Annotated in this window: 12 protein-coding genes; 7 read left to right on the forward strand and 5 right to left on the reverse strand. The window is 68.0% G+C overall.

What is annotated here, in order from left to right:
• Positions 1–46: 46 nt before the first annotated feature.
• On the reverse strand, positions 47–1,804 hold the full coding sequence (leuA, locus tag IE302_RS23205; RefSeq protein WP_191256583.1) for a 2-isopropylmalate synthase: 1,758 nt from the start codon (positions 1,802–1,804) through the stop codon (positions 47–49).
• Between the two features lie 244 nt (positions 1,805–2,048).
• Between leuA and IE302_RS23210 the strand changes: the two genes are divergently transcribed.
• The 3 genes from IE302_RS23210 to IE302_RS23220 are packed head-to-tail and all read left to right on the forward strand — an operon-like array spanning position 2,049 to position 4,893.
• Positions 2,049–2,414 (forward strand): hypothetical protein, encoded by a 366-nt coding sequence (locus IE302_RS23210; RefSeq protein ID WP_191256584.1) that lies wholly within the window; start codon positions 2,049–2,051, stop codon positions 2,412–2,414.
• A 23-nt stretch (positions 2,415–2,437) separates the two neighbouring features.
• Positions 2,438–3,037: a chemotaxis protein CheB gene (locus IE302_RS23215; RefSeq protein WP_191256585.1), complete on the forward strand. Its 600-nt coding sequence runs from the start codon at positions 2,438–2,440 to the stop codon at positions 3,035–3,037.
• The gene (locus IE302_RS23220) at positions 3,034–4,893 is read left to right on the forward strand and encodes a CheR family methyltransferase (RefSeq protein WP_191256586.1); all 1,860 of its coding nucleotides are present in this window, start codon (positions 3,034–3,036) and stop codon (positions 4,891–4,893) included. Before IE302_RS23215 ends, IE302_RS23220 begins: the two co-directional genes overlap by 4 nt.
• An 18-nt stretch (positions 4,894–4,911) precedes the next feature.
• Here the strand turns inward: IE302_RS23220 and IE302_RS23225 are convergent, their stop codons facing one another.
• Positions 4,912–5,667 (reverse strand): ANTAR domain-containing protein, encoded by a 756-nt coding sequence (locus IE302_RS23225; protein WP_191256587.1) that lies wholly within the window; start codon positions 5,665–5,667, stop codon positions 4,912–4,914.
• Positions 5,668–5,814: 147 nt separating this feature from the next.
• On the opposite strand from IE302_RS23225, the gene IE302_RS23230 reads away from it, so the two are divergent.
• The gene (locus tag IE302_RS23230; RefSeq protein WP_191256588.1) at positions 5,815–6,705 is read left to right on the forward strand and encodes an ANTAR domain-containing protein; all 891 of its coding nucleotides are present in this window, start codon (positions 5,815–5,817) and stop codon (positions 6,703–6,705) included.
• On the opposite strand, the gene IE302_RS23235 is transcribed toward IE302_RS23230, so the two are convergent.
• Positions 6,698–7,291 carry a hypothetical protein gene (locus tag IE302_RS23235; protein WP_229907909.1) on the reverse strand — a complete coding sequence of 198 codons (594 nt, stop codon included), beginning with the start codon at positions 7,289–7,291 and terminating at the stop codon, positions 6,698–6,700. The two genes, IE302_RS23230 and IE302_RS23235, sit on opposite strands and share 8 nt — an antisense overlap.
• 9 nt (positions 7,292–7,300) lie before the next feature.
• Positions 7,301–8,140 (reverse strand): helix-turn-helix transcriptional regulator, encoded by an 840-nt coding sequence (locus IE302_RS23240; protein WP_191256589.1) that lies wholly within the window; start codon positions 8,138–8,140, stop codon positions 7,301–7,303.
• Between the two features lie 103 nt (positions 8,141–8,243).
• Between IE302_RS23240 and IE302_RS23245 the strand changes: the two genes are divergently transcribed.
• Positions 8,244–9,713, forward strand: coding sequence for an MFS transporter (locus IE302_RS23245; protein ID WP_191256590.1), 1,470 nt, complete (start codon positions 8,244–8,246; stop codon positions 9,711–9,713).
• Here IE302_RS23245 and IE302_RS23250 read toward each other — a convergent pair.
• Positions 9,674–10,270, reverse strand: a complete 597-nt coding sequence (locus tag IE302_RS23250; protein ID WP_191256591.1) for a nitroreductase family protein — start codon at positions 10,268–10,270, stop codon at positions 9,674–9,676. The two genes, IE302_RS23245 and IE302_RS23250, sit on opposite strands and share 40 nt — an antisense overlap.
• A gap of 227 nt (positions 10,271–10,497) precedes the next feature.
• Here IE302_RS23250 and IE302_RS23255 point away from each other — a divergent pair, with 227 nt between their 5' ends.
• Both IE302_RS23255 and IE302_RS23260 read left to right on the forward strand, forming a co-directional pair.
• Complete coding sequence (locus tag IE302_RS23255; RefSeq protein ID WP_191256592.1) at positions 10,498–11,763, forward strand: aspartate kinase; 1,266 nt, start codon at positions 10,498–10,500, stop codon at positions 11,761–11,763.
• Positions 11,763–12,803: an aspartate-semialdehyde dehydrogenase gene (locus IE302_RS23260; protein WP_191256593.1), complete on the forward strand. Its 1,041-nt coding sequence runs from the start codon at positions 11,763–11,765 to the stop codon at positions 12,801–12,803. Before IE302_RS23255 ends, IE302_RS23260 begins: the two co-directional genes overlap by 1 nt.
• Positions 12,804–12,833: the final 30 nt, after the last annotated feature.

The raw sequence follows: 12,833 nt of genomic DNA on the forward strand, positions 1-12,833 counted from the left end.
CCTCGGCTCAGCCGAGGGAAGGGGGCCTTCACGCGCGAAGCGAAAGCTACCGGTTCGCCCGGTTCACCGCCGAGACGACGGCCCGCAGCGAGGCGGTCACGATCGACGGGTCGATCCCGATGCCCCAGTAGACCCGGTCCGAGATCGCGCACTCGATGTACGACGCCGCCCGCGCGTCGTCGCCCGGCGAGAGCGTGTGCTCGCTGTAGTCCAGCAGCCGCAGGTCGAACCCGACGGTCGACAGCGCGTCGAAGAAGGCCGCGATCGGGCCGTTCCCGGTCCCGGTGACCTCGTGCTCGTCGCCCTCGACCCGCACGGTGGCGGTGATGTCGTACTCGCCGTCACCGTTGTCCCGTACGTGCTGGCGGACCAGCTCCAGCGGTGTCTTCAGCTCCAGGTACTCGGCCGAGAACGCGTTCCACATCGTGGCCGGGTCGACCTCGCCGCCCTCGGTGTCGGTGTGCCGCTGGACGACCTTCGAGAACTCGATCTGCAGGCGCCGCGGCAGGTCGAGCTGGTGCTCGGCCTTCATGATGTAGGCGACGCCGCCCTTGCCGGACTGCGAGTTCACCCGGATCACGGCCTCGTAGTTGCGGCCGATGTCCTTCGGGTCGATCGGCAGGTACGGGACCTCCCACGGGTGCTCGTCGACCGGTGTCCCCGCCTTGTCGGCGGCGGCCTTCAGCGCGTCGAGACCCTTGTTGATCGCGTCCTGGTGGCTGCCGGAGAACGCGGTGAACACCAGGTCGCCCGCCCACGGGCTGCGTTCGTGCACCGGCAGCTGGTTGCAGTATTCGACGGTCCGCTTGATCTCGTCCATGTCGGAGAAGTCGATCTGCGGGTCGACACCCTGGCTGTAGAGGTTCATGCCCAGCGCGACCAGGTCGACGTTGCCGGTGCGCTCGCCGTTGCCGAACAGGCAGCCTTCGATCCGGTCCGCGCCGGCCTGGAAGCCCAGTTCGGCGGCGGCGATGCCGGTGCCGCGGTCGTTGTGCGGGTGCAGCGACAGGATCACCGAGTCGCGGCGCTCCAGGTTCCGGTGCATCCACTCGATCGAGTCGGCGTAGACGTTCGGCGACGCCATCTCGACGGTGGCAGGCAGGTTCAGGATGACCGGCTTCTCCGGCGTCGGCTGCCAGATCTCGGTGATCGTGTTGCAGACCTCGAGCGCGTAGGACAGCTCGGTGCCGGTGTAGGACTCCGGGGAGTACTGGAAGCGGAAGTCGGTGTCCGGCTGCTTCGCCGCGTAGTCGACGACCAGCTCGGCCGCCTGCGAAGCGATCTTCGTGATGCCGATGCGCTCTTCACGGAATACGACACGACGCTGCAGGATCGACGTCGAGTTGTAGATGTGGACGATCGCGCGCGGCGCGCCTTCGAGGGCCTTGAAGGTGCGCTCGATCAGCTCCGGACGGCACTGGGTCAGCACCTGGATGCTGACGTCGTCCGGGATGGCGCCTTCGTCGATGATCTCGCGGACGAAGTCGAAGTCCGTCTGCGACGCCGCCGGGAAACCGACCTCGATCTCCTTGTAGCCCATGCGGACCAGCAGGTCGAAGAACTTGCGCTTGCGCGCGGGCGACATCGGGTCGATCAGGGCCTGGTTTCCGTCGCGCAGGTCGACCGCGCACCACAGCGGGGCGGTGTCGATGCGCTTGTCCGGCCAGGTGCGGTCGGGCAGTGCGATGTCCTCGACCAGGTCGTACCAGGGGCGATAGCGGTGTACGGGCATCGAAGTGCCGCGCTGGGTGTTCCACGAAGCCTGCTCGGAAGGGGCAGGACGAGTGGGTTTACGGATGCTCATGAGGGGACGGTTCTCCTGAAGAATCGGGTGCGACGACCGGCACCACGAAGCCCCGCGACGGGGAGCCGGTCCGATCAGGCCCCGTCGCGGCAGCGAAGCAGGAGAGCTCGAGCCACGACGCCACCTTAACCGCGAGATCGCCCGGAAGGAAACCCGGGCCGCGATCGAACCGTGACTCAAGTGGCGCCCATTCGGGTTACTCACGGGTAGCAATCGGACCAGGGAGCGTGCCACACTGCCCGGCATGGGCGAGCACGCTGAAGAGAAGGAAACCGCTGATCAGGCGACCCGGCGCAAGGTCGACTGGCGGGCCGGGAGCGGCCGCGCGGCGGGGATACTGGCGAGCGTCGTCCGCTGGGTCGGACTGATCTTCGCGGCGATCCTGGTGCTGCACGTCGTCTTCGTGATCGGTGAGGCGAACTCCGACAACGGCATCGTCTCGTTCGTCCGCGGCTGGGCCGACGGGCTCCTGCTGGGCTTCAAGGATCTCTTCATGCCCGAGGACGCCAAACTCCGCGTGCTGATCAACTACGGCATCGCCGCGGTCTTCTGGATGGTGGTCACGGGGATTCTCGCGAAGATCATCCGCCGCGTCGGCGGTTCCGCTTAGCCTCTGAGCACTACCCTTGGACCATGCCCGGCCGCCTTGAGTCGACGGCCTACCAGATCGTCGCCATCGGGACCTCGGCGGGCGGAGTCAAGGCACTCGTCAGGGTGCTGGGGGACTTGCCCGCCGATTTTCCCGTGCCCGTGGTCATCGTCCAGCACCTCGATCCCCACCACGACACGATTCTCGCCGAGCTCCTCGACCGGCGGTCACGGTTGCGGGTGAAGCTGGCCGAGGACGGCGAGCTGGCCGAGCCGGGTGCCGCCTATCTCGCGCCGCCGGACCGGCATCTCCTGGTCGAGACCGGCGGCAGGCTCGTCCTGTCGAAGAGCGACAAGGTCAGATTCGTCCGGCCATCGGCCGATCTGCTGTTCGAGTCCGTCGCGGAGGTTTACGGGCCGGCGGCCCTGTTCTGCGTGCTGACCGGTACCGGTTTCGACGGCTCGAAGGGTGCGAAGGCGGCGACGTCCCGTGAAGGTACCGTGGTCGCCGAAGATCCGAGCACCGCAGAATTCAAAGGTATGCCACAAGCCGTGGTGAATGCCGTGGCGGTCGACCTGGTGCTGCCGCTGAACGACATCGCGGGTGCGCTGGTGGCCTTGATAGAAGGAACTAGATCACTGTGACCGCGCAAGACGGCGAAGTCGAAGACGAGCAAGACCTCGAATCCTTGCTGACCTTCATCAGGGACTCACGAGGTTTCGATTTCACCGGTTACAAACGAACCTCTCTCGCGCGTCGGATCCGCAAACGGATGCAGACCGTGAACTTCGAGCGATACCCGGATTACCGGGATTTCCTGGAGATCAACGCGGAAGAGTTCCAGGAACTCTTCAACACCATTTTGATCAATGTCACCAGTTTCTTCCGGGATCCCGCGGCCTGGCATTACCTCCAGACGGTCGTCGTCCCCGAACTGATCGAGCGGGCCGGTCCCGGCGAAGAGATCCGGATCTGGAGCGCCGGATGTTCGAGTGGCGAGGAGGCGTACACCCTCGCGATCCTTTTCGCCGAGCAACTCGGCATCGAGGCGTGCACCAAACAGGTCAAGATCTACGGCACCGATGTCGACGAAGAAGCCCTGCGCGAGGCCAGGGCGGGGGTGTACCCCCTCAAGGCGCTGGAGAAGCTCCCCGACGAGTTGAAGACGAAGTACTTCGAACCGAACGGGGCCATGTTCGCCTTCCGCCGGGATCTCCGCCGCCGGGTGATCTTCGGCAGGCACGACATCACCCGTGACGCGCCGATCTCCCGGGTCGACCTGCTGGTCTGCCGCAACACCCTGATGTACTTCAACGTCGAGGCGCAGGCGAAGATCATCGAACGGTTCCACTTCGCGCTCAACGAGGGTGGCTACCTGTTCCTCGGCAAGGCCGAGATGCTGCTCGCCGACGGTTCCCGGTTCGAGGTGACCGACATGCGCAACCGGGTGTTCAAGGTCCAGACGAGCCCGGGTATGGGCCTGGGGCTGACGCCGAGGGCGACGCGGTTCGATCCCCGGACGGCCGCCGGGACGGAGAAGATCAACCGGCGCCAGGTGGTCGAGCTGGCGCTGGCGGCCTCTCCCGACGCGGTGCTGGGCATCGACCGCGACGGCATGGTCGTGTTGATAAACGGAGCGGCGAGACTGCAGTTCGGGCTCTCCTCCCACAAGGTGGGCACGCCCTTCCGCGATCTGGAGATCTCCTACCAGCCGATCGAGCTCAGATCCCTGATCGACAAGGCGCACCGGGAACGCCGGAGCGTCCGGGTCAACGCCGTGCGGCGGGAGAAGACCGAGGGCGAGACGCAGTACTTCGACATCGTCATCAGGCCACTCCTGACCAGCGAGGGCGAGGACCTCGGTGTGTCGATCACGTTCATCGACACCACCGAAGCCACCCGGCTCCAGCAGGAGGTCAAGCGGGTACAGGAGGACCTCGCGACGGCCTACGCGGAACTCCAGTCCACCAACGCGGAACTGGAGACCGTCAACGAGGAACTCCAGTCGAGCATCGAGGAACTGGAAACCACCAACGAGGAACTCCAGTCCACCAACGAGGAGCTCGAGACCACGAACGAGGAACTCCAGTCGGGCAACGAGGAACTCGAAACGATGAACGAGGAGATGCGGATCCGCACGGCGGAACTGGGCGAGGCCCGCACTTTCCTCGAAGGAGTGCTTTCCAGCGTCGCCGCCGGCGTGGTCGTCCTCGACAGCGATCTCCTGGTGCGCAGCTGGAACCGGGGCGCGGAGGACCTGTGGGGAATGCGCGCCGACGAGGTCTACGGCGTGGAGTTCTTCACCCTCGACTTCGGCCTGCCGACCGAAGAGCTTCGCGAGATGGTCGAGCTCTGCAACGAGACCGGGCACCGTGCCGTGCCCGCTCAGACCGACGCGGTGGACCGGAAGGGGAGGGCGTTCGCCGCCACGGTCAGCTGCTCGCCGTTGAGCGGACCGGGCAGCGGCGTCGTACTGCTCATGGAGAAGCGACGGGAATGAGTTCCGTGCCGCGCGGGATCACCGACGGCGGCCCGCTTTGACGGGCCTCGGAAGGGGTGCGGTGAGTTCGTCGACCGTGAGGTGGCGGCGCATCAGCGACGCGCACAGCTCACCGATCTTCATGTTGTGGCTGCGGGCGTACCGGCGCAGCAACAGGAAAGCCGCCTCCGGGCTGATCTCCAGCCGGGCGGACACCAGGCCCTTGGCCTGTTCGATGATCACCCGGCTGGTCAGCGCCCCTTGAAGCTGCTCTGAGGTCGTGGTCAGCCCGGTGATCGCGCGGTGGTTGAGCATGCCGATCGTCGCGACGTCGGCGAGCGCGTGCGCGACCCGCAGATCCGTCGTCGGCAGCATCGCGGTCTCCGTGGTCAGGATCGTCACCGTGCCGAGGAAGTCCTCGCGACGGCTGAGCGGGAACGCGTGGACCGACCGGTAGCCGAGGGAAAGCGCGGCCGGGGACAGCCGGGGCCATCGGGTCGTCGCTTCGTCGAAAAGCACGTTGACCGATTCCCCGCCGTCCCGGCTGTCGACGCCGGGGCCCTCCTCGGCGAGGATCCGGTCGAGCGGTGATCTTCCGAGCCTTTCGTCGGTGTTCACCACCACCGGGTGGGTGGCGCGGTCACCGGCAGCTGAGAGGTGGACCGACGACGAGGCGACGAGCTGGGTGTACCGATCCGCCACACAGAGCCAGTAGCTCGCCGGATCGAGTGAGGGGACGAGGGTGTCCGCCAGCTCCACCAAGGTGTCGGTGACCCATCTTTCGCGATTCTGCATCAAAGATCGGCCTTCCTGCGTTCGCAGTATCGAGAGGCGTTTTCAAATGGGCAACCAACGCTAGTCCTCTCGGTAAGACCGGGGAACCCGCGCCACTCAGCCATCCGGGTCACATCCTGGAAAGGGCGGCGAGCGTACCCTCGGCCCATGGGTGACGGCACAGGCGGCCGATACGACCAAGCGACCCTGCGGAAACTTGTCGAGACCGAACGACGACGTGCGGATCGCGTGGCGAGCGTGGCCCGGCGTCACGAAACCCTGATGGAAACGGCCCCCGAGAGCATGCGCCCGTTCCACCGGCGGATGGCGGCGCTCCACCGCGCCACCGAGAGCAGGCACCGGGCCGCGGCCGAGCTGCACGCGGGTTACGTCGACGCGGTGAAAAGCTGGGCCGCGGGGGACGGGCACGCGGGACTTCCCCCGGCGTTCATGACGGCGGTGGCCGAGGCGTCCGGTATCCCCAGCCTCGCGGTCACCTTGTTCACCAAGGACGAGAGCGGGACGGCGGTCGTCGTCTCCGACACCGTCGCCGCCAGGGCGAACGATCTGGAGTACCTCTTCGGCGAAGGGCCTTCCCGGGGTACCCCCTTCCAACTGGGGGTCTGCGGCGAGCGGGAACTGATGAGCCGGTGGCCCCGGTTCGGCCCCGCCGCGCGGGAACTCGGGGTCCGGGCGGTGGTGTCGGCCCGGCTGGGGCTGCCGGAATCACCGCTGGGAAGCCTCATCGCGTATCGGCCCGAACCCGAACCGGACGCCGCGATCGCCCGTTCGGCGAAGGTGGTGGCCGACGTCCTCACCGACACCGCGTTGCATCCGGGGACGCGGCTCGACGTCGAGGACGGGCTCCCCGTGCATCCGCTGTTCGGTGACAGCGATCTGCGGGTCGTGGTGCATCAGGCCACGGGAATGGTCATGAACACCCACCAGTGCACCGCCTCGGACGCGCTGGCCCTCATCCGCGCGCACGCCTATTCGCTGGACGAGAGCGTCGTCGAGGTCGCCCGCATGATCGTGGACCGGACCACGTCTCTCAACTGACGCCGAGCCGTTCGTAAGCCTCGACGGCGGCCTTCGGGTCGTCGGCCTGGAACTTCACCACGCGGACGGTCTCGGTCGCGCCGAGCGGGCGGGTCACGGTGACCGGCTCGCGCAGTTCGGCGATCAGGTTCGTCTCGTAGAAATTGTCGTGACTCAACCAGGTTTCGTCGCGGAACTTCTGCGCCTTGAGCGGGTCGTGGCTCTCCTGCAGATGCCGCAGCGCGGCGACGTTCTCCCGCGGGATCCGCACGTCGTAGAACGAGCTCCAGCGCACCCGCACCTCACGCGAGGAGACCACGTGCGGCCGGACGACGGTGCCGGCGTAGATCCCGAACACCAGCAGCACCGAGTACACGCCCAGGACGAGCAGCGCCACGTCGACGACGATGCCGAAGTCGATCAACCAAAAGAGACCCGCTTCGACGGCGCTCACCACCGCCATGACGATGAAGATCGCTTTACCGCTGGAGCCGTACGGCACCGCGACGGCGTCCCCGTCGATGCCGTCCTTGCGGCCTCTCACATACAGCCAAAGCCCGGCCATCGTGCGGGATTCGTTGCGGACGAGATTGCGCAAAGCCCCCATGACCCCAGGTTAGCGATCAAACCGGTTCAGGATCTTGAGCGCGTCGGCGGAGCCCGGGTCCTTCGGCGTGTAGATCTCCAGCCGGTGGCCGGGGCTGTCGGGCTGGAGCCACACCTGATAGTCGACGTCGACCGCGCCGACCGTCGGATGCCGCAGGAGCATGGCGCCGACGGTGCAGTCGGCGACGTCGCCGGTGGCCCAGAGCGTCGCGAACTCGTCGCTGCGCATGGTCAGTTCGCCGATGAGCCCGGCGAGGCGGGCGTCGGTGGGATACCGGCCCGCGGTCAGCCGCAGGTAGGCGACGTGGACGCGGGCGAGTTCGGCCCAGTTGCCGAACAGGTTCCTGGTGAGCGGGTCGAGGAAGAACATCCGCGGCACGGACGGCCGTCGCCCGGGATCCGCCGGTGAAGCGAAGTCGACGTGTTCGGCGGTGAGCGCGTGCCCCGCGCGGTTCCACGCGAGGACGTCGCCGCGCCTGCCGAGCACGACGGCGGGCACGGATTCGGCGAGGTTCTCCAGCAGCGCGAGGACGCGGGGATGCGGGTCCTCCGGGCCGGGGTCGGACAGTTCCGGGAGCGAGGACCGCCGGGCGAGGTTGTGCAGGTGCACGGTTTCGACGTCGTCGAGCCGGAGGACGCGGGCGAGCGCGTCGAGCACTTGCTGTGAAGCGGTTTCGGCCAGCCCCTGCTCCAGCCGCGTGTAATACCCGGCGCTCACCCCGGCGAGCTGGGCGAGTTCCTCGCGGCGCAGGCCGGGCACGCGGCGGGAGGTGCCGTAGGTGCGCAGGCCGATCTCGGCGGGGGTCACCCGGTCACGACGGCTCTTGAGGTACACGCCGAGGCTTTCCATGACTCCGAGCGTAGGTTCGTTCGGGGTCGCGTGGGTGTACCCGCTGGGTGTACCCACGGCGCGGGGCTGGTTGCTCTCGACGGGCCGGCCCACCGTCGAGGGCATGACAAGACAGCACAACCGGGCCTGGTTCGGCCTGCTGGTGATCCTCTGCCCGGTCTTCCTGGTCTCGATGGACGGCTCGATCCTGTTCCTCGCGATGCCCAGGATCAGCCAGGCGCTCACCCCGACGGCCGATCAGGCGCTGTGGATCCTGGACGTCTACGGCTTCGCGGTCGGCTCGCTGCTCATCGCGTTCGGCAACATCGGCGACCGCTACGGCCGCCGGAAGCTGCTGATGATCGGTGCGGCGGTGTTCGGCGCGGCCTCCACCGCGGCGGCGTTCGCCCCGAGCCCGGAACTGCTCATCGCGTTCCGCGCGCTCATGGGGCTGGCGGGCGCGACGCTGCTGCCGTCGGCGCTGGCCGTGCTGAGCGAGCTCTTCCCCGACCCCCGGCTGAGGGCGCGGGCCATCGGTGTCTTCGCGGCCGCGTTCGCCGCCGGTTTCGCGATCGGCCCGGTCGTCGGCGGTGTCCTGCTGGAGCGGTTCCCCTGGGGTTCGGTCTTCCTGGTCAACCTGCCGGTGATCGTGGTGTTCCTGGCGCTCGCGCCGGTGCTGCTCCGGGAGGTGCGGGCCACGCGGCCCGGACGCGTGGACGCGCTGAGCGTCGTGCTCTCGGCCGCCGGTCTGCTGCTCGCGATTTACGGGATCAAGCACGCCGCCGCCGACGGGCTGTCCGTCCTCGCGGTCTCCGCGGGGATCGCCGGGGCCGGGCTGCTGACGTGGTTCGTCCGGCGCCAGCGTGGTCTCGACCACCCGCTGATCGAGTTCTCCCTGTTCCGCGACCGCGTCTTCACGATCGCGGTCGTCACCGGGCTGCTGCCCCTCGCCGCGTGGTCGGCGGCCGCGTACCTGTCGGGGGTCCACCTCCAGTCCGTGCTCGGCCTGCCCGTGCTGCACGCGGCGCTGCTGGCGCTGCCCGGCGCGGCCGTGCTCACCACGATGTGCGTCGTCACCCCGGCGCTGGTCGACCGGATCGGCAAGCGCGCGGCCCTGGTCACCTGCCACTTCTCCATAGCCCTCGGGCTGGCGTTGCTGCTCATGACCGGCGTCACGGGCGGGGCGGGCTGGTACGTCGCCTCGACCGTGGTCGCCGGGGTCGGCTACGGCATCTCGTTCAGCGTGGTGGCCGACACGGCCGTCGCCGCGGTGCCCGCCGAACGGGCGGGAGCGGCCGGCGCGATCGCCGAGACCAGCAACGAGATCGGCAACGCGCTGGGGATCGCGCTCATGGGGTCGCTCGCGGCGCTGGTGTTCCGCCTGGCCGGTCCGGGCCTCGCGCCCACGCTCGGCGAAACCCTTCAGCATCCGGGTATCGCGCCCACGGCCGCCGTTGACGCGAAGGAGGCCTTCGTCGCGGGTCTGCACACCGCCGTCGCGGTGCTGAGCCTGCTGCATGTCGGGCTCGGCGTCCTCGCCCTGCGTTGGCTCCCTCAGTCGGAGAAGGCGCTCGTGCCCCAGCCGTCGGTGTAGGCGAAATCGGCCAGCGGGACCCGCTCGCGTGGCGCCTTCTCGCGCTCGATCCGCCAGTCCTCTTCCAGTACCGAAGGATCCGCGGGGTGGCCGACGGCGATGGCGACCTTGGGGACGACGTCGTCGGGCAGGCCGAAGAAGTCCGATGCCGCTTCGGCGGAGAAGCCGGCCATCTGATGCGCGATCAGGCCGAGTTCGACGGCCTGGAGCACGAGGTTCTCGCTCGCCAGGCCCAGTCCGTACTCGGCGTAGGGGACTTCGCCCTTCTCGTTGGTGGTCACCATCACGCCGATCAGCAGCAGCCCGGCGCGATGAGCCCACGCGCGGTTGCCCGAGTTGAGCGTCGAGAGGACGCGGTCGAACGACGGCGTGCCCCGGAGGCCGACCAGGTAACGGGCGGGCTGGGTGTTGCCGAACGACGGCGCCCAGCGGGCCGCTTCGAGCAGCGCGCGGACCTGGTCGTCGGTGACGGTGGCGGCCTCGTCGTAGGCGCGAGGGCTCCACCTGGCGGCCAGGATCGACGCGATCGGGGTACTCGTTTGGGCGGGCTTGTGCATTGGCGGACCATAACAAGGCGTGCTCTCCGTCACTAAAGTGAAAGCCCTCCGACTATTTCGTTGGTGTTAAGGAAGATTTACTTCCAGAAGTCCCCGAAGTGGTGGTCAGGCCCACTTACGAGGGTGGCGGGCATGCGTGTCCCCGGTAGGCTTTCGCCCAAATAAGGGACGCGGGGGCTCCTCGGTGCCCACCAGGAGCACGCCCGGCCCGTCGAGGAGGTTCGGGCGTGGCCCTCGTGGTCCAGAAGTACGGCGGTTCGTCGCTGGAAAGTGCCGACCGGATCAAACGCGTCGCGGAACGCATCGTCGCCACCAAGAAGGCGGGCAACGACGTCGTCGTCGTCTGCTCCGCCATGGGAGACACGACGGACGAGCTGCTCGACCTGGCTCAGCAGGTCAACCCGGCGCCGCCGGAACGCGAGATGGACATGCTGCTCACCGCGGGTGAGCGCATTTCCAACTCGCTGGTGGCGATGGCGATTTCGGCGCAGGGCGCGGAGGCCTGGTCGTTCACCGGTTCGCAGGCCGGTGTGGTGACGACGTCCGTGCACGGCAACGCGCGGATCATCGACGTCAGCCCCAGCCGGGTGACCGAAGCCCTCGACCAGGGCTACATCGCCCTGGTGGCGGGGTTCCAGGGGGTGTCCCAGGACACCAAGGACATCACCACCCTCGGCCGCGGCGGCTCGGACACCACCGCCGTCGCGCTGGCCGCGGCGCTGAACGCCGACGTGTGCGAGATCTATTCCGATGTGGACGGTGTGTACACCGCCGATCCCCGGGTCGTCCCCGACGCCCGCAAGCTCGACACCATCGCCTACGAGGAGATGCTGGAGCTGGCCGCGAGCGGGTCGAAGATCCTGCACCTGCGCTCGGTGGAGTACGCGCGCCGCTACGGCGTCCCGATCCGAGTCCGTTCTTCCTACAGTGACAAGCCGGGCACCACGGTGACCGGTTCTATCGAGGAGATCCCCGTGGAACAAGCGTTGATCACCGGTGTGGCGCACGACCGCTCCGAAGCCAAGATCACGGTGACCGGGGTGCCCGACACCGCCGGTGCCGCCGCCAAGATCTTCCGGGTGATCGCCGACAACGAGATCGACATCGACATGGTGCTGCAGAACGTGTCCAGCACCGTCTCCGGCCGCACCGACATCACCTTCACGCTGTCGAAGGCCAACGGGGCCAAGGCCGTGCAGTCGCTGGAGAAGATCAAGGGCGAGATCGGCTTCGAGTCGGTCCTGTACGACGACCATGTCGGCAAGGTGTCGCTCGTCGGCGCGGGGATGCGTTCGCACCCCGGTGTCACGGCGACGTTCTGCGAGGCGCTCGCGCAGTCGGGTGTCAACATCGAAATCATCAATACCTCGGAAATCCGGATCTCGGTCCTGATCCGGGACGCGCAGCTCGACGACGCGGTGCGCGCGATCCACGAAGCATTCGAACTCGGCGGCGACGAAGAAGCCGTCGTCTACGCGGGGAGTGGTCGCTGATGGCTGAAGGTCTGCGAGTAGGAGTGGTAGGGGCGACCGGTCAGGTCGGCGGTGTGATGCGCCGTCTGCTGGCCGAACGGGGTTTCCCGGTCGCCGAAATGCGGTACTTCGCTTCGGCGCGGTCCGCTGGCTCGAAACTTCCTTGGCGTGACGGGGAAATCGTCATCGAGGACGCGACGACGGCGGATCCGTCCGGTTTGGACATCGCGCTGTTCTCCGCCGGTGGCTCGACCTCCAAGGCACAGGCGGAGCGGTTCGCCGCCGCCGGTGCCACGGTGATCGACAACTCGTCGGCCTGGCGCATGGACCCCGAGGTCCCGCTGGTCGTCAGCGAGGTCAACCCGGAGGCGGTCAAGGAAGCGCGCAAGGGGATCATCGCGAACCCCAACTGCACCACCATGGCCGCGATGCCGGTGCTCAAGCCGCTGCACGCGGAAGCGGGTCTGGTGCGGCTGGTCGCCAGCACGTATCAGGCGGTGTCCGGCAGCGGGCTCGCCGGCGTCGAGGAGCTGGAAGGCCAGCTGGCCGCGGCGGCGCCGAACGCGGGCGCGCTGACCCACGACGGCGCGGCGGTGACGTTCCCCGAGCCGAAGAAGTACGCGCGGACCATCGCGCACAACGTCCTCCCGCTGGCCGGGTCCATTGTGGACGACGGTGAATTCGAGACGGACGAAGAGAAGAAGTTCCGCAACGAGAGCCGCAAGATCCTGAGCATCCCGGAGCTGCGCGTCTCCTGCACCTGTGTGCGGGTGCCGGTGTTCTCGGGACACTCGATCTCGATCAACGCGGAGTTCTCGCAGGCGCTTTCGGTCGCCCGCGCGACCGAACTGCTGACCGGCGCGCCCGGCGTGGAGCTGTCGGACATCCCGACGCCGCTGCAGGCCGCGGGCCAGGACCCGTCCTACGTCGGGCGCCTGCGCACGGACCCGGGCGTCGACGGCGGCCGCGGTCTCGTGCTGTTCCTGTCGAACGACAACCTGCGGAAGGGCGCGGCGCTCAACGCCGTGCAGATCGCGGAACTGGTCGCCGCGAACTCCTGACCCCTCGCCACGCGTTTAGTCCTCTGAATG

The sequence above is a fragment of the Amycolatopsis oliviviridis genome (assembly GCF_014654365.1).
Classification (GTDB): domain Bacteria; phylum Actinomycetota; class Actinomycetes; order Mycobacteriales; family Pseudonocardiaceae; genus Amycolatopsis; species Amycolatopsis oliviviridis.